18 protein-coding genes and 1 pseudogene are annotated in these 25,752 nt (G+C 39.9%); 9 read left to right on the forward strand and 10 right to left on the reverse strand.

The window, feature by feature from the left end; genetic code table 11:
• The first annotated feature begins 971 nt into the window (after positions 1-971).
• The 3 genes from tsaB (at position 972) to rnd (ending at position 4,204) form a co-directional block, all read left to right on the forward strand.
• Entirely contained in the window at positions 972-1,697 is a 726-nt protein-coding gene (gene tsaB / locus FD729_RS02750) for a tRNA (adenosine(37)-N6)-threonylcarbamoyltransferase complex dimerization subunit type 1 TsaB (protein ID WP_159931755.1), read from the forward strand.
• An 82-nt stretch (positions 1,698-1,779) separates the two neighbouring features.
• Positions 1,780-2,340, forward strand: coding sequence for a Slp family lipoprotein (locus FD729_RS02755; protein WP_304622076.1), 561 nt, complete (start codon positions 1,780-1,782; stop codon positions 2,338-2,340).
• 742 nt (positions 2,341-3,082) lie between these two features.
• Positions 3,083-4,204, forward strand: a complete 1,122-nt coding sequence (gene rnd / locus FD729_RS02760) for a ribonuclease D (protein WP_159931757.1) — start codon at positions 3,083-3,085, stop codon at positions 4,202-4,204.
• A 27-nt stretch (positions 4,205-4,231) separates the two neighbouring features.
• On the opposite strand, the gene minE is transcribed toward rnd, so the two are convergent.
• The 4 genes from minE to FD729_RS02780 all read right to left on the reverse strand — a co-directional run bounded on the left by minE (position 4,232) and on the right by FD729_RS02780 (position 8,762).
• Complete coding sequence (gene minE, locus FD729_RS02765; protein ID WP_159931758.1) at positions 4,232-4,501, reverse strand: cell division topological specificity factor MinE; 270 nt, start codon at positions 4,499-4,501, stop codon at positions 4,232-4,234.
• A 3-nt stretch (positions 4,502-4,504) separates the two neighbouring features.
• Entirely contained in the window at positions 4,505-5,317 is an 813-nt protein-coding gene (gene minD, locus FD729_RS02770; RefSeq protein WP_159931759.1) for a septum site-determining protein MinD, read from the reverse strand.
• A 31-nt stretch (positions 5,318-5,348) separates the two neighbouring features.
• Positions 5,349-6,047: a septum site-determining protein MinC gene (minC, locus tag FD729_RS02775; protein ID WP_159931760.1), complete on the reverse strand. Its 699-nt coding sequence runs from the start codon at positions 6,045-6,047 to the stop codon at positions 5,349-5,351.
• Positions 6,048-7,226: 1,179 nt separating this feature from the next.
• The gene (locus FD729_RS02780) at positions 7,227-8,762 is read right to left on the reverse strand and encodes a SpoVR family protein (protein ID WP_159931761.1); all 1,536 of its coding nucleotides are present in this window, start codon (positions 8,760-8,762) and stop codon (positions 7,227-7,229) included.
• A gap of 1,054 nt (positions 8,763-9,816) precedes the next feature.
• Here FD729_RS02780 and dadX point away from each other — a divergent pair.
• Positions 9,817-10,887, forward strand: coding sequence for a catabolic alanine racemase DadX (dadX, locus tag FD729_RS02785; RefSeq protein WP_159931762.1), 1,071 nt, complete (start codon positions 9,817-9,819; stop codon positions 10,885-10,887).
• Between the two features lie 213 nt (positions 10,888-11,100).
• Here the strand turns inward: dadX and FD729_RS02790 are convergent, their stop codons facing one another.
• The 6 genes from FD729_RS02790 to FD729_RS02815 all read right to left on the reverse strand — a co-directional run bounded on the left by FD729_RS02790 (position 11,101) and on the right by FD729_RS02815 (position 19,806).
• Positions 11,101-11,334 carry a DUF1480 family protein gene (locus tag FD729_RS02790; RefSeq protein WP_159931763.1) on the reverse strand — a complete coding sequence of 78 codons (234 nt, stop codon included), beginning with the start codon at positions 11,332-11,334 and terminating at the stop codon, positions 11,101-11,103.
• A 79-nt stretch (positions 11,335-11,413) separates the two neighbouring features.
• Positions 11,414-13,141 (reverse strand): potassium/proton antiporter, encoded by a 1,728-nt coding sequence (locus FD729_RS02795; protein WP_159931764.1) that lies wholly within the window; start codon positions 13,139-13,141, stop codon positions 11,414-11,416.
• 248 nt (positions 13,142-13,389) lie between these two features.
• A complete protein-coding gene (locus FD729_RS02800) occupies positions 13,390-14,652 on the reverse strand; it encodes a YeaH/YhbH family protein (protein ID WP_159931765.1) in 1,263 nt (420 codons plus the stop codon).
• A gap of 97 nt (positions 14,653-14,749) precedes the next feature.
• Positions 14,750-16,684, reverse strand: a complete 1,935-nt coding sequence (locus tag FD729_RS02805) for a PrkA family serine protein kinase (RefSeq protein WP_159931766.1) — start codon at positions 16,682-16,684, stop codon at positions 14,750-14,752.
• 1,167 nt (positions 16,685-17,851) lie between these two features.
• The gene (gapA, locus tag FD729_RS02810) at positions 17,852-18,850 is read right to left on the reverse strand and encodes a glyceraldehyde-3-phosphate dehydrogenase (protein ID WP_159931767.1); all 999 of its coding nucleotides are present in this window, start codon (positions 18,848-18,850) and stop codon (positions 17,852-17,854) included.
• Between the two features lie 797 nt (positions 18,851-19,647).
• Complete coding sequence (locus FD729_RS02815) at positions 19,648-19,806, reverse strand: hypothetical protein (protein ID WP_159931768.1); 159 nt, start codon at positions 19,804-19,806, stop codon at positions 19,648-19,650.
• A 421-nt stretch (positions 19,807-20,227) separates the two neighbouring features.
• On the opposite strand from FD729_RS02815, the pseudogene FD729_RS05390 reads away from it, so the two are divergent.
• The 5 genes and pseudogenes from FD729_RS05390 to FD729_RS02835 form a co-directional block, all read left to right on the forward strand.
• A pseudogene (locus tag FD729_RS05390) lies at positions 20,228-20,487 on the forward strand (two-component system response regulator RssB); the annotation flags it as partial.
• Positions 20,488-20,651: 164 nt separating this feature from the next.
• Positions 20,652-21,560, forward strand: coding sequence for a UTP--glucose-1-phosphate uridylyltransferase GalU (gene galU / locus FD729_RS02820; RefSeq protein WP_159931769.1), 909 nt, complete (start codon positions 20,652-20,654; stop codon positions 21,558-21,560).
• Positions 21,561-21,582: 22 nt separating this feature from the next.
• Positions 21,583-22,926 (forward strand): UDP-glucose/GDP-mannose dehydrogenase family protein, encoded by a 1,344-nt coding sequence (locus FD729_RS02825; protein ID WP_159931770.1) that lies wholly within the window; start codon positions 21,583-21,585, stop codon positions 22,924-22,926.
• A gap of 14 nt (positions 22,927-22,940) precedes the next feature.
• The gene (locus FD729_RS02830) at positions 22,941-23,951 is read left to right on the forward strand and encodes an NAD-dependent epimerase (protein WP_159931771.1); all 1,011 of its coding nucleotides are present in this window, start codon (positions 22,941-22,943) and stop codon (positions 23,949-23,951) included.
• A 673-nt stretch (positions 23,952-24,624) separates the two neighbouring features.
• Entirely contained in the window at positions 24,625-25,275 is a 651-nt protein-coding gene (locus FD729_RS02835; protein ID WP_236421734.1) for a YchE family NAAT transporter, read from the forward strand.
• The last annotated feature ends 477 nt before the right edge of the window (positions 25,276-25,752 follow it).

Here is a 25,752-nt window from a genome sequence, read left to right on the forward strand (position 1 = left end):
AAACTAGCTAGCAAACAGGGCGCTAGCCTGACATATTTTTCCTCAATTTACACCTGTTTATTATGCAATAAGGTAAGGAGTAATACCTACTTTGCAAGTAGCGATGAATTATATCTACAGGTCTACTTGCATTTTCTGATACAGATCAGCATACCAAAGTGGACAAGCTATATACATATTATTAAAGTGATAAACTAAACTGTATTAGGGGGAAGTTGATATGAGGCGCTTTGAAGTGAACGAAAGATGCTAAAACTTATTTTTCCAAATCTCCTGATTATGAGATCACTTGAATCAAAGTACTATGGCTTGTAGTCTAGTAAATAAAAATCAGTTGATAGCAAAAAAAGCCGCTATCGTTAACCCAGTATAGAAAATAATGATACTATTATCGAGTTCTCAAAAATTGAGTACTTTAAGACAAAGCAATATTTTTAAGTTGTTTACTTCAACATAAGACGGTTTTATTGAAAGTGGGCAGTGAGCTTAATATTTAAATACTAGGAGTGATCGCATCGCGTACTCAATTGTTATAATTTACACAAACTTAATAGATATATACAGCATATGTCATCCAGTCGCGGCACGTTTAAAATAACCGGGTTAATGCTAAATATAGGGAAAAGCCAGACTGTATCGGTTGCTTAACTTATGTGTAGATATAGGTATAATGCAATCAGCAGTTTTTGTAAAGAAGTTGTTCAACTGATCACCCTTTAATGATATTCAGCAGTTACGATTGAGATGGTTACACGAGAGCAAATTTTCTAGAATTGATCGATATTACATATCGATATTTAATAGAGAGGGTAACACAGCTTTCTGGTAATATGTAGTACTTAGTGTTTTTACTTTATGGCACATTTTTCCTAAACAGACTATCGGATAATATGATAGTCCGCACTTACTCAATAAGTAAAAGAGTGATTTTCCCTTTAGTCCTCTTAAAATATTATGTTTTGAAGGTCGTTATGTGTTTCAGAATCTTAGCGTTAGACACTGCGACGGAAGCCTGTTCAGCAGCGTTGAACAACAAACAACAGGTCAGTGCTTGTTTTGAAATTACTCCCCGTGAGCATGCTCAGCGCATTCTTCCGCTGATAGACGGGCTGTTACATGCGCAGAATCTAGATTTGGCAGAGCTAGATGTACTAGCATTCGGTCGTGGTCCTGGTAGCTTTACTGGAGTACGTATCGGCATAGGAATCGCACAGGGCCTTGCGCTAGGCGCAAGGTTGCCAATGATTGGTATCTCAACACTAGTGACTTTGGCGCAAGGTGCTTACCGTTTACAGGGTGCTACACGTGTACTATCAGCTGTCAACGCACGAATGGGCGAAGTTTACTGGGCTGAATATCAGCGCGATGAGCAGGGTTTTTGGCAGGGAGAAATGAGCGAAAGCATCTTTTCAATCAAAACCGCACTATGCCGTATGCAGTCTCTAGAAGGAGAATGGTTTATCGCTGGAAGCGGCTGGCAGGTGTGGCCTTCACAGCTGCATAAGGAGCACTCTTTGATATTAAAGGCCAGCGGCGTAGAACTACCGACAGCTGAAGATATGCTACCTCTAGCACAACAAATGTGGCAGCATGGAAAAACTGTGTCACCGGAGGAGGCTTCTCCTTCCTATTTACGTAACAAAGTAGCCTGTAAAAAAAATCTCAGACGCGAATCTCTGCTTAACTTGGTTCAGTAAGCTTTTATCTAAAAAAATATATTTCGGGAAAATATTTATGTTCTTATTTCACAAGGAAATTTTAAGGGTATCGTTAATTTGTATGCTGTTGCTAAGCGGTTGTTCAACGGTACCGGACTCAATTAAAGGAAGCTCAGTGCCTCTACAGCAAGATCTAGTTCGCGTGATGAATAATCCGGCGCTCTATGTCGGTCAACAGTCTCGTTTTGGTGGTAAAGTAATGAAGGTGATGAACCTCAAAGACAAAACCCGTATAGAAATTGCTACTCAGCCATTAGATAACGGTGCGCGTCCACGCATTAAGAACAACTCGGTCGGACGTATCTATGCTGATATTAATAAATTTGTGGACCCAGTAGATCTGGATGGCCATTACGTTACCGTCCTAGGTACTATCAAAGGCACGGAGAAAAATACTATCGGCCAGTCCCTCTATAACTTTTTGGTCGTTGACATAAAATCCTATAAGCGTTGGCACACTACTCAAAGAGTGATTATGCCAGTGCAGTCGATGAATCCTTGGATGTTTTATAATCACCCGTATAATGAGAGTGGGAGCCGTTCAAATTATTGGATATTCGATCCTTACTGGACGATGAGCAAGGAATGTGATCAGGTGGTGGACACTATACTTACAAAATAATTTATATAGTAATATAGGTACTGTGCTACTCGTTCGAGTACATTCTTCTTGCACTGATGATAGTGAACTACCAGCTGTAGAAATAGCAGGCAGTTCGCGATCTATTGAACACAAATTTTTGCGATATCCTTAGTTTCGCGAGCTCGGTTCTAATTTTTTATTTAGATTCTATTAGTTACATCTCTGTAGTAATTAACCTATCTTAAATAACAAAAATTTTGAGAAATTCAATTTCTCAATGCTGTACCTTTCGGCAACGCGATAGTATGTAATAGTGCTGAAAACAGGAATATTTTTTTGAAAAATTTACAAGAAAAACCTGCTAAAGATATATAAATTAATAGTATATCGGTAAAATCTCGTCATATCATTCAAGTATACAGGCAGCGGCTAAACGCAGTAATGAGGTACTTAAGATAACAATCTTATTAAGATTAATATTGTTACCATTGATAATTAATGTTTTGTACAACTTATCGAGTGTAAAAGGATATTATATCCGTTTTGGTTTTAACGTGTATCCCCACAATACAGAAAAAATTTAAATGCGATACCCTAGTGTAAAAATGGTAACCGAGCTAAGATCGCTCTCACTCATCGCTGTTAAATAACATTTTCCTGAAATTATTTAGTGTCTTAATATGCCACATAAAAGTAACTGCGGGAAAATTTTACGATACGAACTACATGATGCGGTTAGGTGTGGAGCGCTGTGTACAATCTCTAGCGGTGAAAAAAAGACGTGAACTATTCCCTGATCGAACAAAATGATCAACTGGTAACTGTATGCCACCAAGCTAGCCAGCATACAGCTGTAGCACTAGATACAGAATTTGTCCGTATTCGTACTTACTATCCTCAGCTTGGCTTAATTCAGCTATTTGATGGCGAACAGCTAGCATTGATAGATCCGCTCAACATCAGTGATTGGACTCCGTTTATTTCTTTACTAAAAGATAAACAAGTAAAAAAACTTTTGCACGCAGGCGGTGAAGATCTTGAAGTTTTCTTGCATCGTTTTGGAGTACTGCCTCAGCCAATGATAGATACGCAGATTTTAGCAGCGTTTAGCGGTCAGACGGTATCATGGGGATTTGCTGCTATGGTTGCGCATTTTACTCAGAAAATTCTGGATAAGAGTGAAGCGCGCACTAACTGGCTGTCTCGACCACTGACACAACGTCAATGTGACTATGCGGCGGCTGACGTACATTACCTATTGCCAATCGCGCGGCAGCTGATAGTAATGACAGAAGAAGTAGGTAATATGGATGCAGCGCTCAGTGAGTGTGAGATACTATGCCAGCGTCGTCTCGACGTGCTGCAATCGCAGGAAGCTTGGCGTTATGTAACCAATGCCTGGCAGTTACGTCCTCGTCAATTGGCAGCACTGCAGTTACTGGCTGAATGGCGCCTTAATTTAGCACGTGAAAAAGATATAGCGCTTAATTTTGCCGTACGTGAAGAGAATTTATGGAAGGTGGCTCGTTTTTTGCCACAATCAATCAGCGAACTAAACCACTTGGGACTATCAAGCCACGAAATATGTTTCCACGGTAAAACTCTGCTCTCGCTAGTAGATAAGGCTAGATCGCTATCAGAATCGGTATTACCGCCATTGCTTGAAAACTTAGTAGATCATCCACATTATAAAAAAGTCTTTAAAGCTATTAAAGATCTATTGCGGCAGGTGAGTCAGGAAACCGGTTATAGTCATGAACTACTAGCGTCGCGTCGCCAAATAAATCAGGTACTAAGCCACCACTGGGGACTAAAACCGCAAACGCGTATACCGGAATTGTTGGCAGGATGGCGCGGCGACCTTTTCAAAGCACGGATTGAAGCTATATTAACAAAATTCTGAGCCGAATCTTTCCGTGATACAGGAAAATCATTTATTTGTGTCTTCCGTGTCAGGCAAAGTCACGTTTAGTTCTAGAATAGAAATATCATCGCCCTTCTGTTCAAGCTGAACCGTTACCATATCTGGATCAATCTTCACATATTTGCAAATCACTTCCAAAATATCTCGCTTAAGCTGCGGAAGATAGTGGGGTTCACTATCGCCCTTTCTACGCTCTGCTACGATAATTTGAAGCCTTTCTTTAGCAATATTAGCAGTGTTCTTCTTCTGGGATAAAAAAAAATCAAGTAATGCCATTGTTTATCCCCCGAATAGACGTTTTAGAAAACCCTTCTTTTCTTCTTCAATAAAGCGGAAGGGACGGTCTTCGCCGAGTAACCGATCTACGGTATCAGCGTAGGCTTTACCAGCATCAGAATTGCTATCTAGGATGATGGGCTCACCTTGGTTAGAGGCACGCAAGACTGACTGGTCTTCCGGGATAACACCTACCAGCGGAATACGCAGAATCTCAAGTACGTCTTCCATACTTAGCATATCGCCACGATTCACGCTGCCGGGGTTATAACGGGTTAACAGCAGATGCTCTTTAACCGGCTCATCGCTGTTTTCGGCGCGTTGAGACTTAGAAGCAATAATACCAAGAATACGGTCAGAATCGCGAACTGAAGATACCTCAGGATTAGTAGTAATAATAGCTTCATCAGCGAAGTAGAGAGCCATTAGAGCACCAGTTTCGATACCTGCAGGGGAGTCGCACACAATGAATTCAAAATCCATAGAGGCTAGATCTTTGAGCACTTTCTCTACACTTTTACGAATTAGCGCATCTTTATCGCGAGTCTGAGAGGCAGGTAAGATGTGCAGCATTTCGGTACGCTTATCTTTTATTAATGCTTGGTTCAGCGTGGCATCACCCTGAATTACATTGATAAAGTCATAAACTACGCGGCGTTCACAACCCATGATAAGATCAAGATTACGTAGGCCGATATCAAAATCAATCACGACTGTTTTTTTGCCTTTTTGTGATAAACCGGTCGCTATGGCCGCGCTTGACGTAGTTTTGCCTACGCCCCCTTTGCCAGATGTAACTACAATAATGCGTGCCATAATATTAACTTCCTTAACAGAATAAAGTAGCCTAATTGAGTATCTGAATGTTCAGCGCGCCTTCGGAAAGGTATAGATGGATAGCTTTACCAAAAAATTCCTTCGGTATTTGATCCATCATCCAGTATTCACCGGCGATTGAGACTAACTCTGCTATTAGATTGGTACAGAAAATCTGGCTGCTACTATCGCCGCTAGCACCTGCCAGCACTCGTCCTCTCATTACACCATAAATATGAATGTTGCCGTCGGCGACCAGTTCAGCACCAGCGCTAACGCTACTAGTAACTATTAGATCTGTATTGCGTGCATAGATCTGTTGGCCGGAGCGTACTGGCGTGCTGATAATCCGCGTTTTGCTGGCTAGCTGCTTAACGGGATGAACATTAATAAGGTTGGACATTATACTACTTGTTTTGTTTTCTTTACCTTCAAGCAATAATGGTAAACCAGAGCGGGTAATCATGTGCTTCAGTTCTGCATCTTTACAACCACTAACACCAACGACACGTAAACCAGTCGCGATGATCGCCTGCTGCATCTTTTTCCAATTAACACTACTGCTAAGTGCTGCTACATTAAGTACCACCGGGGCATTTTTTAAAAAATCCGGTGCTTGATCAATTTTGTCCTGCAGCGCCTTACGGATTACTTCAGGCTCAGGATGGTGTAAATGAACAACAGACAGTGTAAAATTACTGCCTTTTAGTTCGATTGGTGTTTTCGACATGACACTTGTCCTACTAAATCATGTTTTCTGCCTAAATGAATAAGCGTCGATAAAATGGTCATGTCAGTCCGTCCTTTGTATAATGAAAGTTCTACAAGTATGTTATATTTACCGCTATTTATAGGCAAGCTACTATCTAGGTTTATTCTAGTAGAAATTGGTTCTGATGAATTATAAAATATTAAGCTGTGACTAAATCTACCTTAGGTTGAGGAAATGAGTATTTCCCCGAGTTCCAAATTCTCTATTACAAGGTTTCGGTAATCACTATGGTCAATGGAGCTAAATCTCTTCTAGTAAGATGATAGATATAGCTAACATCTACATTATTATCCGTGTAGTGGGACTAGGTTTACTAAATAAAAACATCAACATTGAGATTACAGAATTCTTTTTGAGGAAGACCTGTTAAAGAACTTTTTCTCTAAAAACCCTTTACAGCGCTGCTCTTGTCATTTTAAAGTAAGCGAAAACAAAGCTTATATATTGAGAAGGCATTATAGGACCTACAACCTTAGGTAAGATTTATAACATCCTGTTCTACTCAGGATCGTCATGCTTTCTGGTGCTCTGAAAAACATCAACAGTTAAGAGGAATTAGGATGGGAATGCAGCATGTTACGCGATAGGATCATTACACCGCAATCTCTAGTATTAGAGATGTTAGAACAAATAGTAACTATGCTGTCAGTGTACGTAAAAATTATCTAAATATAGCAAAATTTTATTTTTTGCCGAACACTATAACAGTGGTTATATATCCTGTTATTAATTAATAGCAAGACAAACTACATAAGCAAATAGTAGCAAGAAAAATCAGGAATAACTTTTATATACCAATATTTGACTATTTAGGAAGTCAGATCTGTCTGTTTAATGCGCAGCATCCGGCCTGAATATTATTCAGGCGTTAATACAACTAGATCATAACAGACGATGATTAATGGCTAATAACATACTGTTATAGTATGTGCCTATATTGTCTCTATTCTCATTAGAAGCTTCTATATAATAACCCTCTGATCAGGTGATCTCCTTTAACACAAATTTAATGGGCTTGATTATTACAATGTTTAAAAGATTTTACACCTGAGATGGTAATAACTATTACTCCAATCTGGATGCCAGTTAAGTAAACTAAAAATCCGAACGGCATCAACTTTTTTAGTTTTTTAGCCTTTAGAGTGTATCGCCACGCATCGGGCAGACATTTAATATTTCAACGCTCCCATCCTCGTTCTGCTGCTCTAGAATTATTTTAAATCCCCATAATCGATGCACATGCTTTAAAACCTCACGACAGCTCTTATCAAGAGGTGTACGGTTCTGCGGTACATAGCGCAATGTCAATGAGCGATCACCACGTAAATCTACATTATATATCTGAATATTTGGCTCTAGATCACTCAAATTATATTGCGATGAGAGCTGCTGGCGAATAGCGCGATACCCCGCCTCATCATGAATAGATGTGATCTCTAGATAATTATTACGATCATCATCCAGCACAGTAAACATTCGGAAATCGCGTGTTACCTTTGGTGATAAAAATTGACTGATAAAGCTTTCATCCTTGAATTCACGCATTGCGAAATGCAAGGTTTCTAGCCAATCTGAACCAGCAATATTGGGGAACCAGTAGCGATCTTCTTCAGTTGGAAACTGACAAATACGCTTGATATCCTGAAATATCGCAAAACCTAGCGCATAAGAGTTAATCCCACTGTACCAAGGGCTATTATAAGAAGGCTGAAACACTACGTTAGTATGGTTGTGTAGAAATTCAATCATAAAGCGCTCAGACACCCTTCCCTCATCGTAGAGATGATTGATGATAGTATAATGCCAGAAAGTTGCCCATCCTTCGTTCATCACATGTGTCTGTTTCTGCGGATAGAAATATTGGCTTACTTTACGTACAATGCGCAAAATTTCACGTTGCCACGGCTCTAAAAGCGGCGCGTTCTTTTCCATAAAGTAGAGCAAATTCTCCTGCGGTTCTAACGGGTAACGGGTCTCCTTGACATGTACCGTCTCTTTCTCATTTCGCGGTAAGGTGCGCCATAGCGTATTAACTTGACTCTGTAAGTACTCTTCACGACTCTGCTGACGCATCCTCTCCTGCTGTAAAGAGATTTTTTGCGGACGCTTATAACGATCAACACCATAGTTTATTAGCGCGTGGCAAGAATCTAGCAGCTGCTCAACTTCCTCAACGCCGTGACTCTCTTCGCAATCGGAAATATATTTTTTTGCGAATAGCAGATAATCTACAATAGAGCTAGCGTCTGTCCAGCTACGGAATAGGTAGTTATTTTTGAAGAATGAATTATGACCGTAACAGGCGTGCGCCATGACTATTGCCTGCATAGTCATAGTGTTCTCTTCCATCAGGTAGGCGATACAGGGATTAGAGTTGATAACAATCTCATATGCTAAGCTTTGCTGTCCATGTTTGTAGCGCCGCTCAGTTTCTATGAACTTCTTACCGAATGACCAATGAGCATAGTTAATAGGCATACCAATGCTGGAGTACGCATCCATCATCTGTTCAGATGTGATTACTTCAATCTGGTGGGAATAAGTGTCAAGTTTGTATAATTTAGCTACACGATCTATCTCCGTAAGATAGACATCAAGCAAATTAAATGCCCAGTCCGGTCCATCGTTTAGCTGTTTTTTATTGTTCATTAGATCGTCAAAGATTGTAGTCACAGCGCACCTCTGTTTTAAGAACAGTGCTACCTACATGTAGGTAGCCAGTTCCGGTAACTTTAAGGCTACTTCCCAAGAAAATAGAACACTAGCAAACACTCTAATGATAGTGCACTGTTGCCAATCTAATCTATCTAACAGTAAAACTGAATTGCATAATTCGGCAGAAAATAATCTATAATTATGTGCAAAGAATTCGATAAATTAAATCATCATATAGTGATCTGATTAAGTTTAATATCTTGTTATTCACATATTAATTTGTGCTAACTGACTTCTTATTCTAGACTGAATCAGTATTAAACTTTATTTTTAGCATTAGTGTAATTGGATAGCACAAATACTTGTCCGTACCTCACAGAAGTGCTCCTCAGCTAAAAAGAAAATAAAGAAAGTATTGTGCATGAAAGTACGTTAAGGAACTATCTTACATCAAGACCAAAAATGAATATACTATCATTTAACAATGATAGTGAGCTTGTCGTTACGTAAAGAAGCGTCAAGTGCTGCAGCAATGAGCGCTCAAAAAAAGACTGCTAAAGTTGTCTATGCCGTAGCTTTTAAAAGCTTACTCCACCGTAAGACTACCACTTGACTATTCCATTTAAAAATTTAGATAGTGTGCTCATTATCTATTATCCTGGATAATATCTATAAAGTCACAGTGAGCCGCTGTAATAATTATGTTCGCATTGATATCATGGCATAAATTAATTTTCTATGTTGAAAACAAACCTTTAGTTCTGCGTTAGACAATACAGGAAATAAAGGTTAAGAATATCCATCCTAATAAAGGCGACTCTGTTAAAACAGCAAAGGTTGCTCCTCATCCTGAGTGCTATCATGACACTAGACGGCACATATATTCATCATTAATTACCCAGCTATCGTTTAGTTAACGGCCGATTTGATCATTTTTGATCATTGTTAAAGTTCATAAATTTTTAGTCACAACCTATCAGTATTCTACTATCTGTAAGGTTAGGACTTTACTACGTTGTCTTCATAATTTACGAAAAGCAACATTGCGAGTTAATATTTAGGGAGAGTCAGTATGCCACGTCCGGTTTTAGCCACCATCGATCAACAAGCCCTGCAGCATAATTTGACTATCGTACGCAAAACAGCACCTAACTCGCGTGTTTGGTCAGTAGTGAAAGCTAACGCTTATGGTCACGGTTTAACGCGCGTCTGGAAGAGCTTAGAACAAACTGATGGTTTTGCGGTGCTAAATATGGAGGAAGCGATACTGTTACGTGATCTCGGTTGGCAAAAACCGATTTTATTGCTTGAGGGCTTTTTTCATACTGCAGATCTAACTCTAATCGATCGCTATCGTCTTACTACTAGTGTGCACAGCAACTGGCAAATTAAGGCGTTAGAAGAAGCCCATCTATGCTCGCCAGTGAATATCTATCTAAAGGTCAACAGTGGTATTAACCGTCTTGGTTTTTCTCCAGAGCAAGCCTATACGATGTATCAGAAGTTGCACTCGCTGCCCAGCGTGGGAGATATTACACTGATGTCACACTTAGCCGATGCAGAAAATCCAAAAGGACTCATTGAGCCGTTACAGCGTATCGAACGTGCGGGGAAAGCATTAGCTATTCCACGTTCTCTATCTAATTCCGCCTGTACTCTCTGGCATCCTGAGGCTCACTACAATTGGGTGCGTCCTGGAATTATTCTTTATGGAGCATCGCCGAGCGGCGATTGGAAGAATATCGCCAATACCGGTCTAAAACCAGTGATGACGTTAGTTAGCGAAATAATAGGCAACCAGCAGTTAGCCCCTGGCGATGGAGTTGGCTACGGCTATCGTTATCGTGCCCAACATGCACAGCGTATCGGAGTAGTGGCATGCGGATATGCTGACGGTTATCCACGTCACGCGCCTAATGGTACACCAGTGTGCATCGATGGGGTAAGGACACAAGTTATTGGTGCGATCTCAATGGATATGATGACCGTTGATTTAACACCTTGCCCACATGCAAGAATTGGTTCGAAAGTCGAATTATGGGGTACGCAAGTGAAAATTGATGAGGTAGCGAAAGCTGCTGGGACAGTAGGCTATGAGCTAATGTGTGCACTTGCACCTCGCGTTCCAGTTACGCTTATTTAAGCACTATCATGAAACAGTATTTTCTTAACTACAGCAGCTCTAGACATAAATGCAAGTGATCAGCTAACATCATAATTAGTAGAAAACCTAGTACCATGCCCCCCATAGATTCCAAATAGGATCATAATATAATTTCAAAAGGGAGATAATAAGATTGCGTGATAGTTATAATTTTTTATCCAACAGTTAGACTGTGAAAAAATCTTGATCTACTCAAGAAATTATTTTGACACACCAGTGGTCTTGTTGTTTATCATAATGTGCTATTTGCAAATTAACTGGTTCACCATCAATCCAAGCCGGTATGCTGGTGTCATGATCCCAGCCGTCAAGTTGATAGCTCAGGCTAGGATTAGTTTGGCAGGGAATTCTGACTATTTCTAGATTATCACCATCTATCTCGGCATCAATAATCTCATAACTACCAATTTTAATAAAATGTTCCATAAATATCTTATCTCTTGCTCGCTAGGTTAAATATGAGCATAGCTGCTTTCAGAGAAATATCGAGCCACATAGCGTAAGATTATTCTCGATCTTCCGCAAAACGAACCCCAATTTTCAAAATGCGGTTGTTCTCCTTCTCTGCTACAGTCCATGTAATATGATTCCATTCCACTTGATCGCCAACTACAGGAGTTCCGCCTAGCATACTTATAATAAATTGACCCAAAGATTGCTGATCATTAGTTTTTTCATCCAGTTGTAACCCATAAATTTGAGCTACATCTCGCAGGCATGCTTCAGAGTCGAGAATAAAATCTCCAAAGAAACGCTCATCCAGCGTCAATGACGCTGACTGGCTAAACATTTTCCCGAGCGCAGGTAAGTCCCGTTCGCGACCGATAACGCAAATCACATCGCCTTCTTTTAGGCGAGTGTTGCCATTGAGTGGCATTAGGATGTTATTGCGAAAGAGCGCTGTTATTCGGGTTGCGCGAGGCATCTGTAAATCTCGTAACGCTGCACCGACACACCACTTATCTACACTAATCTGGTAAATGAATTGCTCCCAGGGGTTTTCCGGATGAATATCTAGTCCTACGCGACTAATAGGCCAGGCCATTGGGGGAATTACCACTCTAGCTTTTTTTGCTGCAATACCGAGTGAGGTGCCTTGAAGTATCAGCGATACCAGTACTACGAAAAAGGCAATATTAAAATAAAAAGAAGCATTTTCCAGGCCGGCCATCATCGGAAATACAGCAAGAATAATCGGTACTGCACCACGTAACCCGACCCAGCTAATAAAAATACGTTCACGCCCGGTAAAACCGCGAAACGGCAGTAGACCAACTAAAATAGATAAGGGACGTGCCACTAGTATTAGCCATAGAGAAAGAATCATCGCTGGCAGCGAGATATGCCAAAGATCTGACGGAGTCACCAGTAAACCAAGCACTATAAACATACCGATCTGGCTCAGCCAAGCCATCCCATCGAAGGTCTGTAAAATACCGTGGCGATTGCGGATGGGGCTGTTGCTAAGAAGAAATCCGCACAAGTAGACTGCTAGAATACCGCTTCCTTCCAGGATAGTGGTTAACGCAAACACTAGAATACCACCGCTCAGAGCTAGCATGGGATAGAGCCCGGAAGCAAGGCTAATACGATTAATTAATTGCTGCAATGCCCAGCCTCCACTTAACCCTAGTACGATCCCTAGACCAAACTGCTGTATTAGATGTACCAAAAAATCCCAATCCAGCATATGTTCATCTTTTTGAATCATTTCAATTAACGTAACTGTTAAAAAAACAGCCATAGGATCATTACTACTAGATTCAAGCTCTAATGTAGCACTCACGCGTTCGTTGAGACTTTTATCTCCAAGTAGAGAAAAAACTGCTGCGGCATCAGTTGAACCTATTATCGCGCCTATAAGGAACCCCTGTATTAAATCTAAGCGAAACAGCCAAGCAGCAGCTAATCCAGTCAGTCCGGCGGTGATCATTACTCCGACTGTTGCCAGTGAAAGCGCCGGTCCTAGTGCCACTTTAAATGAACTAGCTTTGGTGCGCATTCCACCGTCCAGCAGAATAACAGCGAGCGCTAGGTTAGAAATTAAGTAAGCGGCGGGATAGTTATCAAACGCGATTCCTCCAATGCCATCAATACCAGTGAACATGCCTAACGCAAGAAATATTAATAGGATAGGAATACCTAGACGTGATGAAAAAGAACTGAGTAAGATGCTTGACGCAACCAGAACAGAACTAATTATTAAAAGACTGTAGATAATATTGTGATTCAATGTCTTCTCCTGCGGTTACGCCATTCAATATAAATTTGGCGTAACAACAACTCTGTATCATACAAATAGAATTATTAATCACTAAGTTACAGATGATTAATTTTGTTTTTTAGAATTGATTTTTCTATTTGTGAACAGAATGAATGTGCAAAAAAAAAGGAGTTGTTCGTCAAGATGATTAATGGCTGCTATTTTAACAAGTATTTACAAAATAAAATAAAAAGCCGGTCACTGACCGGCTTAGAGAGTTAGGCTTCCGTCGCCTGTTTATGAAATATCTCGCGAAAAACCGGATAAATATCCTCCGGTTCATGAATATGCTGAATAGCAAAATTATCAAAAATCGACTGCAAACGTTCATACTCACGCCATAGAGTCTGATGTGAACGTTTTGTAATCTCAATATAACTATAGTAACGTACTAAAGGTAGGATTTTTTTTGCTAAAATGACGTGACAAAGCGGAGAATCATCCGCCCAATTATCGCCGTCCGATGCTTGTGCAGCATATATGTTCCATTGCAAAGGGTCATAGCGCTCTTTTACTATTTCATCCATCAATTCAAGTGCGCTTGAAACAATGGTACCACCCGTTTCCTGTGAATAAAAGAATTCGTGTTCATCTACTTCCTTCGCTTGTGTATGATGGCGAATATAGACTACATCCACATTGTTGTAGGTTCTGCTTAAAAATAGATAAAGCAGAATGTAGAAACGTTTCGCCATATCCTTTGTAGCCTGATCCATAGAACCAGAAACATCCATCAGACAGAACATCACAGCTTGACTGGAAGTTTTGGGGCGTTTTTCAAAATTTTTGTATCTTAAATCAAAGATGTCGATAAAGGGCACACGTTCAATTCGTACACGTAGTTCAGCAATTTCTTTACGTAGACGTTCCTTTTCGGGAAACTGTGCTGGTGCTTTTTCAATATCTATCAGCTTCTCTTCAAGTTTACGCATCATACGCTTTTTACCAGCCGTCATAGCAGTGCGCCTTGCCAGGGAGTTTTGTAGCGAACGCACTACGCTAATATTAGCCGGTACGCCATTTGAAGTATACCCGGCACGATACGTTTTGTACTCATTCGATTGAAAATATTGATTTTTACGTAAATACGGTAGTTCCAAATCTTCAAACAGCAGATCAAGATACTCATCTTTGGAGATATGAAAAACAAATTCATCTTGACTTTCACTATTCAGGCTAGTGTTGCCTTGACTACTATCACTTTCCTGAGGGCGCTCGATATGATCGTTCTGCACGAAGTGATCATTACCAGGATAAACGCGATAGCGGCTGCCTCCGCACCCTTGACGGAAAATCGGTTCACTAATATCGTTAATCGGTATCGATACGGACTCGCCACTTTCAACATCGGTCACTGAACGTTTATTGATAGCATCTGAGATAGACTGTTTGATTTGCGACTTATAGCGACGTAAAAAGCGTTGACGGTTTACCGCATTTTTGTTCTTGCCGTTAAGTCGCCGGTCAATGAAATAGGCCATAGCATACCCTCAAACGTTGTAAGCAGGTCGGGCAGTTAGTGATCCGCCTTACAATGTTGTGTTAATACCAGTGCATCAACGTGCTTACATAGTGTAATTATGACGATTTACGCACGCGCAAATACCATTCACACAGCAGGCGCACCTGCTTACGCGTATAGCCTTTTTCCATCATGCGATCGACAAAATCATCATGCTTCTTTTGTTCGTCCGTAGATGTTTTTGTATTGAAAGAGATAACTGGTAACAGCTCTTCAGTGTTTGAGAACATTTTTTTCTCAATCACAGTTCTTAATTTTTCATAGCTAGTCCAATTAGGATTACGGCCGTTATTCTGCGCACGAGCGCGTAGTACAAAGTTCACTATCTCGTTACGAAAATCTTTTGGGTTACTGATCCCAGCCGATTTTTCTATTTTTTCTAGCTCTGCATTTAGCGACTCTCGGTCAAATAATTGTCCAGTATCAGGATCGCGATACTCCTGATCTTGAATCCAAAAATCGGCGTAGGTCACATAGCGGTCAAAAATATTTTGACCATATTCAGAGTAGGACTCTAGATAGGCAGTCTGAATCTCTTTTCCAATAAACTCGGCGTATTTGGAAATCAAGTAACCTTTCAGGTGTTCTAGATATTTTTCTGCTTGATCCTGTGGAAATTGTTCACGTTCAATCTGTTGCTCAAGTACATAGAAGAGGTGCACCGGGTTAGCGGCAACTTCAGTATGATCAAAGTTAAAAACACGAGATAGTATCTTAAACGCAAAGCGGGTTGAAAGACCGTTCATACCTTCATCTACGCCTGCATAATCACGATATTCTTGCCAAGATTTTGCTTTGGGATCAGTATGTTTTAAACTCTCGCCATCGTAAACACGCATTTTAGAATATATGCTAGAATTTTCTGGATCTTTTAAGCGAGATAGAATAGAGAAGCGTGCTAGTGTTTCCAGAGTGCCCGGCGCACATGGTGCGGTAGCTAGTTCACTATGTTTAAGTAGTTTCTTATAAATTTTTATCTCTTCAGAAACACGCAGGCAGTAAGGTACCTTTACAATGTAAACACGGTCAAGAAATGCCTCGTTATTTTTGTTGTTGCGGAATGTAACCCATTCCGACTCGTTAGAATGCGCTAGGATAATACCATTGAAAGGCAGTGCAGAAATTGCCTCGGTACCGTTGTAGTTACCTTCCTGGGTTGCGGTTAGCAAGGGATGCAGCACCTTAATTGGTGCTTTAAACATCTCAACAAACTCCATAATACCCTGGTTAGCATGGCACAGTGCGCCGGAGTAGCCATATGCATCAGGATCGTTTTGCGCATGGTTCTCTAGCTTACGGATATCTACTTTACCTACTAGTGAGGAGATATCTTGATTATTTTCATCTCCAGGTTCAGTTTTAGCTATTGCTAGCTGTTCAAGGATAGAAGGCCAGAATTTTACTACCTTAAAGCGGGCAATATCACCGCCAAATTCATGGAGTCGCTTAGCTGTCCATGGCGACATAATTGTCCCAAGATAGCGAGGTGGGATACCATACTCCTGTTCAAGGATATTAGCATCTTCCTGAGGATTAAATAGGCAAAGCGGATGATCGTTAACTGGACTACGTTTGTTATCCGCGCTCAGTGCATAAATGGGGATGCACTGCATCAAAGATTTTAGGCGCTCTGCTAAAGAAGATTTACCTCCCCCCACTGGACCCAATAGATAGAGAATTTGCTTCTTTTCCTCCAGACCTTGCGAGGCATGTTTCAAATAAGAAACTATCTGTTCTATGGCTTCCTCCATACCATAAAATTCCTCAAAGGCTGGATAACGGCTAATCACACGGTTAGAGAATATTCTGGAAAGGCGTGGCTCCAGAGCAGTGTCGACCATCACTGGCTCACCAACCGCCATCAAAAGTCGCTCTGCGGCGTTGGAGTATGCACTACGATCCTGCTTGCATATTGCAAGAAATTCCTGTAACGTGAATTCTTCTTCCTTAGAAGCTTCATAACGCTGACGATAGTGATCGAGTATATTCATAGCAATGCCCGTCTCTTCATTCTAGCACAGATAACATAAGGATCGTAATTAGGGATAAGGATTATGCAATTTCCGGAAAATATTTCCGTTTGAATCCATCAAACTCCTTAGGCCAACTTGATGTATTTTTATCAGGATAAATAATTCTTGTAATCACTTTACTCGTACTAATACTCAGGCTTACTGTTAAATGTAGTAAGGCATTCAGAAAATTTCCTCAGCATAATTTTGATATTTAGGATATATCAATAAGAAAGTTAGATGTTTACAAAGTCGGGTTATCTTAAAAAGTAAAGAAAAAGTGCCGAATCCAGCAAATGTACAGATTACTAAAGCTCAGCTAAAGGATATCTCAAGACAGGTTAAACTGTCGCGATTAGAAATCACCATACTTACCGAGTGATTTCTGTATTTTGTGGATAAAAACTTATGGAATAGTTTAGTATTGAAGTTCTGTCTCGCGTGACTCTTTATAGTTTAGTTTGTTGAAGGCTGTTTGTAGCCGATTTTTTTCTCTCCTGTTATATCAGTAAGTTATGCTCAGATTCCTTCTAGGCTTACTCTTCTGATCTCCGTGTCTATCATTTATCATAAGCGCAAAAACTTCTTATTCCTTAGCCAAGGTTAGGTTAGAAAGAGATTAGATCTGATGATCTTTATTTATGTTGTTTGAGCAATACTACTTAAGGTAAAACAACCTGGGCACCATAAACACTCCAAACTAATATACATGACTTTGATGAGTGGGAACTCCATACAGGCACATGGCAGCACATTCTCCCATGCTTACGGCGCTGCTGCTAGGTAATGTACCCTATAAAAAAAAGCAAAGGATACTTCAATACTTAATGTGTAAGCTACTACGTAGTTTCTAATTAACCAATTTCGTGACTGCTTGGCTTAAGCGATAACACAATGAGAAATTCTTACTATGTTAATAGTAATATATACTTAGCGTGAAAATAGAATTTTTACTGAATTGCCAAGAGAGAAAATAAGTGCTGTTTTGCAACGAACGCACGAAGTTTAAAAAATGGCTCTCTACTACCCGCAGTAGTAACATACTTTGATGAGAGTTTGCTAAAACAGGTAAATAAGTATCTTATTTAAGATACAAGATACAAGGGCGATTTGAGTTGCCCTTGTGGTCCGTCTTAATGGATATGCTTACTGAGCAATAAGAGAGATCAGATCAAGAACTTTATTTGAATAACCAGTTTCATTGTCGTACCAGGAAACTAGTTTTACAAAGTGATCGTTCAGCGCGATGCTAGCTTTCATATCAAACATAGAGGTTAGCACTTCGCCATTGAAATCCGTTGAAACTACGTCGTCTTCAACATAACCAAGCACTCCTTTCATTTCGCCTTCAGCTGCAACTTGAATTGCTTTACAAATTTCTTTGTAAGATGCTGACTTTTCCAAACAAACGGTTAGATCGATTACAGAGACATTTGGGGTAGGTACTCGGAATGCCATACCAGTCAACTTACCTTTTAATTCCGGTAGAACTTTGCCCACAGCACTCGCTGCACCTGTTGAAGATGGGATGATATTTTGAGATGCACTTCTGCCACCGCGCCAGTCTTTATGAGACGGGCCATCGACAGTTTTCTGCGTTGCTGTAGTAGCATGAACAGTGGTCATTAAACCTTTAACGATGCCGAATTTATCATTAATAACTTTGGCCAGAGGTGCTAGGCAGTTAGTAGTACAGGAAGCATTAGACACAATATCCTGACCGGCATATTTGTTAAAGTTAGCTCCGCGAACAAACATTGGAGTATCATCTTTAGAAGGACCAGTTATAACAACTTTTCTCGCACCAGCAGTAATGTGTTTACGTGCAGTTTCGTCAGTTAGAAAGATACCGGTTGCTTCAGCGACAATATCCACACCTACTGCATTCCATTGCAGGCAAGATGGATCTTTTTCGGAAGTAACACGGATTTCTTTACCATTAACCACCAGTGACTCCCCCTGCAATACTTCAATAGTACCGTCAAAGCGCCCATGAGTTGAATCGTACTTCAACATGTATGCCATATAGTTAGCGTCCAACAAATCGTTGATTGCAACAATTTCGATGTCAGAACGCTTCTGGGCAGCACGGAAGATTATACGTCCGATACGACCAAAACCGTTGATACCTACTCTAATAGTCATATACTCCACCAGCTATTTATTAAGAATGTTTAGGAAAAGTGGATTGTAAAATTACAAAAACCTTACTAGACGTCAAGATGAATCGTATCAATTAATGTGAAGTACTAATGTTAAATACAATGCCACGATGTCGGCAGAAGATGATTTTAAATATAACTACCATTGTTGTTACTTAAGTAATGAAATACTGAATCATTCACGATCGCTTAAAGAGATAAGCAAATTAAACTTAAAGCCAAAAACTTAAATACAGCACTAACATTATATCCTCCACTGATGCGGCGTTAAGTTAAATTTTAGTAGTGCGCTTTTGTGCAATAAATGAAAGATGCCTATCAGGCTATTTTCTGACAGCCTGAAGCTAATTAACCAACGTTATTGTATCAACTCAGTATCGTGCCCAGAGTTACCGATCAGTAGTATGAGATTGTTTAGTAAATAAACAGGTAAAATGAATTGAAAAAACTATCCCAGCGTAGTAAGTACTTGTCGGAGTCAAGAGCGACCTTTAATCAGGCTCTGTGTGGCTCTTTTAGTAAGATTCGTCGGTTATAATAATTAATAATTGGTAGAAGATTCTGCAATGAATTATATCCTTATGTCACTTACATGAATCCTTGAGTAGGGACATAGGCATTATCTAACTGCTGGATATTCACGAGTAACCAGCGTAATGCCTATTTAATATAACAGAATATTCTGTGTGACGTTGAGTGTATAAAGATGAAACGGCATCCGCATTCCTAAAAATGTAAGATAGCGACGAAATCATGTCAATATCCATCCCGTGCTATTGCTTAAAGTGCGATTTTATCGCGGTAGGGACGACCCACCAGCGTGATATCTTGCAGTCCTCTTATTAGTATTACTATTGGCATATTTAGAGAACCTGATTTTCCACTTACAAGTTTTACTTCTGCTAATACTGCAATGTGCGATTGTGTTTTATTAACCACTATTTATTAATTAATCTAGTACTTAGGAGGAGGAACATAATGGAGAACCTGCTAATTGACAAAAATATTATTATTGACGATAAGGTTATTCCTTATTTTATAGTACATCACTTACTTATCAGCACTCAGTGCTAGTACATTAAAGACTATGAAAATACTAAGCATGTCTTCACGGAATTAAATATCTGCAGTGGAAACAATAAATATAGTTCTTTGCCATCTAGAAATACAATTCATGAATGGCATCCAATCTAATGAGTAGATATGTATTATTGATCATAATGTTCCAATTCTAATTGTTTTGGCAAGGGAAAGCATAGAAGATATCACATAAGCAAGATTTTCTGCTTAACTTTTTGAAAAAAATAAAGAGTTTTTGTCAGGCGGACTATGTGTGTATTTTAGGACACAACCAGTGGGGCTGCCGGAATTAAATAGCTTATTACGCCATTTAAATATATTGGTACGTCAAACCAATTTAAGATGATAACTTCCAGTATTAGTTGGTTATTATCATCGTATCTAAAAAAATCTGATCCTGGTTTCAGTTGAGCTAATACCACACTTCATATTGACGGTCATCAAATTAAACTGATTAATAATATTCGCCTTGGTAATATGGGAAGTACACATCTTCACCAAATTAGTCAGCGCGTGGATAACTGGCAATGCCATACCTGAGAGGCTAACAGCAGCATCTGCCTGATGTTATCGGCTAAAAAAATAGGCGAAGATATAATCTCTTCTGACGATGAAGACAGGTATAACTAATATACTCATTTCAGACTTTTCATTGAAGTATCAATGATTAATTTGCAATGCCTAGTGTTAAGAGAGGTATCTTGATGTCTGCCTGTAAATCTAAAGTAAAAAAAGCAGTAATCCCGGTTGCAGGTTTGGGTACTCGTATGCTTCCTGCGACAAAAGCGATACCTAAAGAGATGTTACCGTTAGTTGATAAACCATTAATTCAATACGTTGTTAATGAGTGCATAGCAGCAGGAATTAATGAAATTGTGCTAGTTACACACTCTTCTAAAGATTCTATTGAAAATCACTTTGATACCAGCTTCGAACTGGAAGCGATGCTAGAAAAACGCGTTAAACGTCAGCTTCTGGACGAAATTCAATCTATCTGTCCGCCACATGTGACCATTATGCAAGTACGTCAGGGTATCGCGAAAGGCTTAGGGCACGCGGTCATGTGCGCCCATCCGCTAGTCGGGGACGAGCCAGTGGCAGTTATTCTACCAGATGTGATTATTGATGAATATGAATCCAACCCGACAACAGAAAACTTAGCAGAAATGTTGAGACGTTTTGATGAGTCAGGCCATAGCCAGATTATGGTTGAACCAGTTGTCGATGTAACATCTTACGGTGTAGTTGATTGTCAAGGTGAAGAACTACAGCCGGGTGATAGTGCACCGATAATTGGCATAGTTGAAAAACCAAAAGCTAATGAAGCTCCATCCAACTTTGCAGTAGTGGGTCGTTATGTTCTCTCTGCAGATATCTGGCCGCTGCTGGCGAAAACCCCTTTAGGTACAAGCGGTGAAGTACAGCTCACTGATTCTATCGCCATGTTAATAGAGAAAGAGACTGTAGACTCTTATCATTTAAAAGGTATAAGCCATGACTGTGGTAATAAACTAGGTTATATGCAGACATTTGTTGAATATGGTGTTCGTCATCCAGTGCTGGGCAAAAATTTTTCTCAATGGCTCGATAGTGCAGTCGGCAATAAAAAGTAATCTATAATTATAGGATCATTCAATGAATGTTACTGTATTTGGTGTTGGCTATGTTGGTCTAGTGCAAGCTGCAGTGTTAGCTGAAGTCGGACATGAGGTTCTGTGTATTGATGTAGATACAAAAAAAATAGAAAACTTGAAAAAAGGTATCCTCCCTATCTTCGAACCAGGTCTGACATCCTTGGTGAAGTCGAACTATGCGAGCGGTCGCCTCAAATTCAGTAATAATGCGGAAGAGGGCGTCAACCATGGCCTCATTCAATTTATAGCTGTTGGCACGCCGTCTAATAAAGATGGTTCAGCTAACCTTAAATATGTGACTGGTGTTGCACATACCATAGCGCAGCATATGCAAGATTATAAAGTTGTACTTAATAAGTCTACAGTTCCAGTAGGCACAGTAGACAAAATGCATAAATTAATGCAAGACACCTTGTGGGAACGCGGTCTCAGTTTAATGTTTGATGTAGTATCTAACCCAGAATTCCTCAAGGAAGGAGCGGCCGTAAACGATTGTATGCGTCCTGAGCGCATCATTGTTGGCACAGACAATAAAGCCGTAGAAGAGCTATTATGCGAACTCTATGATCCATTTAATCGTAACCACGCACGCATGATTGTAATGGATATTCGTAGCGCAGAGCTGACCAAATACGCGGCAAACTGCATGCTCGCGACGAAAATCAGTTTTATGAATGAAATTTCCAACCTTGCCGAACTTCTAGGAGCAGATGTCGAGAAAGTGCGTCAAGGCATCGGCGCTGATTCACGTATCGGGTACCACTTTATATATCCAGGCTGCGGCTACGGTGGTTCTTGCTTTCCGAAAGATATTCAGGCAATCATCCACACAGCAGAGTCTATTGGCTACAAACCTCATCTGCTACAAGCGGTAGAATCAGTCAACGACATACAAAAAAATAAGTTATCTGCGTTTATTAACCACTATTTTAGCCACGACCTAAGCGGAAAAACTTTCGCTCTGTGGGGGTTGGCGTTTAAGCCAAACACTAACGATATGCGTGAAGCATCCAGTCGAGTCCTAATGGAAGCTCTATGGAAAGCAGGGGCAACCGTACAAGCATTCGACCCGGAAGCAATGAATGAGGCACAACGTATCTACGGTAACCGTAGCGATCTCAAGTTAATGGATACTAAAGAAGCAGCACTGCAGGGAGCAGATGGCCTGGTTATTTGCACTGAGTGGCAGATTTTCCGTGCGCCTGATTTTGATATAATCAAAAATTCCCTGAAGCATCCCGTGATCTTTGATGGTCGTAACCTGTATGATCCAGAACGTATCAGCGAACGTGGTTTCGTATATTACGCAATCGGTCGCGGAGCATCCACTATTCAAATTACATAATTAATGAGGGAATAATGAATATTCTGGTCACAGGTGCTGCAGGTTTTATTGGATTCCATGTGTCTCAACGCTTGCTAACTGCTGGTCATCATATTGTGGGCCTGGATAATCTTAATGACTATTATGATGTTAAACTGAAGCAGAGCCGATTAGGGTTAATCACACAGCATCCTAGTTTTACTTTTATAAAAATGGATTTGTCAGATCGAGTAGCCGTCGCCTCAATTTTTTCACAATACTCGTTCAAACGGGTTATTCATCTAGGTGCGCAGGCTGGAGTGCGATATTCTATTGATAATCCGCACTCCTATGCAGATACGAATCTAATCGGTCATTTAAATATTCTGGAAGGATGTCGCTGTCATAAAATTGAACATCTGCTCTATGCATCTTCCAGTTCTGTTTATGGACTAAACCGAAAAATTCCTTTTTCTACAAATGATAGAGTGGATCATCCTGTATCGCTTTATGCAGCAACAAAAAAAGCCAATGAGCTGATGTCTCATACCTACTCGCATCTTTATCAACTTCCCACCACCGGGCTACGCTTTTTTACCGTTTATGGTCCATGGGGACGCCCAGATATGGCACTTTTTAAATTTACAAGAGCAATAATTGCAGGTGAACCGATCGATGTCTATAACTGTGGTGAGATGAAACGTGACTTTACTTATATCGATGATGTTACCGAAGCCATTGTACGTCTGCAGAATATTGTTCCACAACCAGACCAAAACTGGACGGCAGAGAGCGGTTCACCGGCAACCAGTTCCGCTCCTTATCGTGTGTATAATATAGGGAACAGCCAGCCTATAAGCTTGATGAAATATATTGAAGCGACTGAAAAAGCACTAGGTATAAAAGCGAAGAAGAACATGTTACCTATGCAACCAGGCGATCTGCTAGAGACTAGTGCAGATACAAAGGAATTGTATCAAGCTATTGGCTTTAAACCACATACTAATATGGCGGATGAAGGCGTAACAAAGTTCGTCAGATGGTATCGCGGATTTTACAACGTCTGAAAAGAAGTAAGAACAAGCTTTCTTTTTAGCACCCCCCCTTATATCGCAGATAATTTTAATGCGTCACATATCAGAGATCTACAAATCTATCAGAATAACTAATATTAGTTTATCTGAAAATATGCCATCTTTATTTTTACTTTTTTAGGAGAGGCTATCTCACAATAAGAATCACTTAATTTTTAAGTCCGCCTTTTCCAAAACTACATCCTATATAATTTTGATATCTTCATTCTATATTTATTTAGATGACTGAACGCTATGATTGGCGAACGGCGCACGAATAGTGGCTCTCCATTAAGTATGTCGAATTAAGTCACAATAGCAGCATATTGTTACCGAGTGAAGAAAATAATTTCAGCATATATTTAAAGAAAAAGTGTTGTTTTTTAATAGGAAATGATGATCTATAAATGAGGTATGTGGATGTTTAATGGTTATCAATTTCATACTGAAACTATTCCATTTGATATACCTTTTTTAGCCTATGAACCAGAATTAAATATGTGCCCTTTATTGCATAAAGTATGACTTTAGCATTATGTATACTTACTGGCGTAACAATTTGTCTAAATTTTACTATTGCATCGGAATTTTCTGGTTTCCTCGCTGGTTAACCGGCTGTTTTTTGCGTAAATTAAGCGCGATTTCCATTCCCTCATCGGAGCGAACTGTGCACCCTGCTTCTTTACTAGATTTTTCAGGCTATATAAAATTCTTTGTTGGTCTATTCGCCTTAGTAAATCCGGTTGGTATTATTCCGGTTTTTATCAGTCTAACAAGCTATCAAGCAGTAGCTGAACGCAATAAAACTAATATGACTGCCAATATAGCAGTTGCAATTATTCTATGGACATCGCTTTTTCTCGGCGACGCTATTCTGCGTATCTTCGGTATTTCCATCAATTCCTTCCGAATTGCGGGTGGTATTTTGGTGGTGATCATCGCTATGTCGATGATCAGCGGCAAGCTGGGAGAAGACAAACAGAATAAGCAAGAAAAATCAGAAACTGCGATTAGGGAAAGCATTGGCGTTGTGCCACTTGCCTTGCCGCTTATGGCGGGGCCAGGTGCTATCAGTTCCACCATTGTTTGGAGTACGCGCTATCATAGCTTACAAAATTTACTTGGTTTTAGTGTGGCGATTGCGCTTTTTGCTTTCTGTTGCTGGTTGTTGTTTCGTGTCGCTCCGTTGATGGTACGACTGCTGGGTCAAACTTGTATTAACGTCATTACACGTATCATGGGTTTGTTATTGATGGCTCTTGGTGTTGAATTTGTGGTCACCGGAGTTAAGGGAATTTTTCCTAATTTGCTAAACTAGTATTTTTTAATTTTTCTGCCTGGACGAGTCCATATAAAAATAACAATAGTGCGATTCTATCTTTCTATATTAGAGAATAAATCATTAAGGGAATATTGTGCTAAAGGGCTTCTCATATTATTAAGTGAATTATATGAAATGATAGAGCAGATGTTTTTTTATTAATCGAGTTCGATTACGTAGTTTTTCTAAACTTTAACTGTCATTACCATAGAATATACCAATTAATCACATCGTCCCGTTAATTTTAGGGGTAGTGATCAATGATCCATCAAACTTTTCCTCACATGATGTTCGATAAGCTACCGAGCAAAGTGTGCTAAACATGGCACATTCAGCTTTATCTTACATCGAGCAGTCTATTGCGAAAAGAGAAACATTCTGGTCGGAATACTGATGCACATTGTCTCTTGTATTACCGATACGTAATAAATAGCATCGTACAGCTTATGATCTTCATCACATTCTAATTTCATT

It is taken from the genome of Pantoea sp. Nvir, from assembly GCF_009829915.1.
Taxonomy (GTDB): domain Bacteria; phylum Pseudomonadota; class Gammaproteobacteria; order Enterobacterales; family Enterobacteriaceae; genus Pantoea.

What these genes read in the sequence shown, in the direction of transcription:
- tsaB (WP_159931755.1), top strand. Translation starts at nt 972, where the DNA reads ATGTGTTTCAGAATCTTAGCGTTAGACACTGCGACGGAAGCCTGTTCA.
- FD729_RS02755 (WP_304622076.1), top strand. Translation starts at nt 1,780, where the DNA reads ATGCTGTTGCTAAGCGGTTGTTCAACGGTACCGGACTCAATTAAAGGA.
- minE (WP_159931758.1), bottom strand. Translation starts at nt 4,501, where the DNA reads ATGGCATTACTTGATTTTTTTTTATCCCAGAAGAAGAACACTGCTAAT.
- minD (WP_159931759.1), bottom strand. Translation starts at nt 5,317, where the DNA reads ATGGCACGCATTATTGTAGTTACATCTGGCAAAGGGGGCGTAGGCAAA.
- minC (WP_159931760.1), bottom strand. Translation starts at nt 6,047, where the DNA reads ATGTCGAAAACACCAATCGAACTAAAAGGCAGTAATTTTACACTGTCT.
- dadX (WP_159931762.1), top strand. Translation starts at nt 9,817, where the DNA reads ATGCCACGTCCGGTTTTAGCCACCATCGATCAACAAGCCCTGCAGCAT.
- FD729_RS02790 (WP_159931763.1), bottom strand. Translation starts at nt 11,334, where the DNA reads ATGGAACATTTTATTAAAATTGGTAGTTATGAGATTATTGATGCCGAG.
- FD729_RS02800 (WP_159931765.1), bottom strand. Translation starts at nt 14,652, where the DNA reads ATGGCCTATTTCATTGACCGGCGACTTAACGGCAAGAACAAAAATGCG.
- FD729_RS02805 (WP_159931766.1), bottom strand. Translation starts at nt 16,684, where the DNA reads ATGAATATACTCGATCACTATCGTCAGCGTTATGAAGCTTCTAAGGAA.
- gapA (WP_159931767.1), bottom strand. Translation starts at nt 18,850, where the DNA reads ATGACTATTAGAGTAGGTATCAACGGTTTTGGTCGTATCGGACGTATA.
- galU (WP_159931769.1), top strand. Translation starts at nt 20,652, where the DNA reads ATGTCTGCCTGTAAATCTAAAGTAAAAAAAGCAGTAATCCCGGTTGCA.
- FD729_RS02825 (WP_159931770.1), top strand. Translation starts at nt 21,583, where the DNA reads ATGAATGTTACTGTATTTGGTGTTGGCTATGTTGGTCTAGTGCAAGCT.
- FD729_RS02830 (WP_159931771.1), top strand. Translation starts at nt 22,941, where the DNA reads ATGAATATTCTGGTCACAGGTGCTGCAGGTTTTATTGGATTCCATGTG.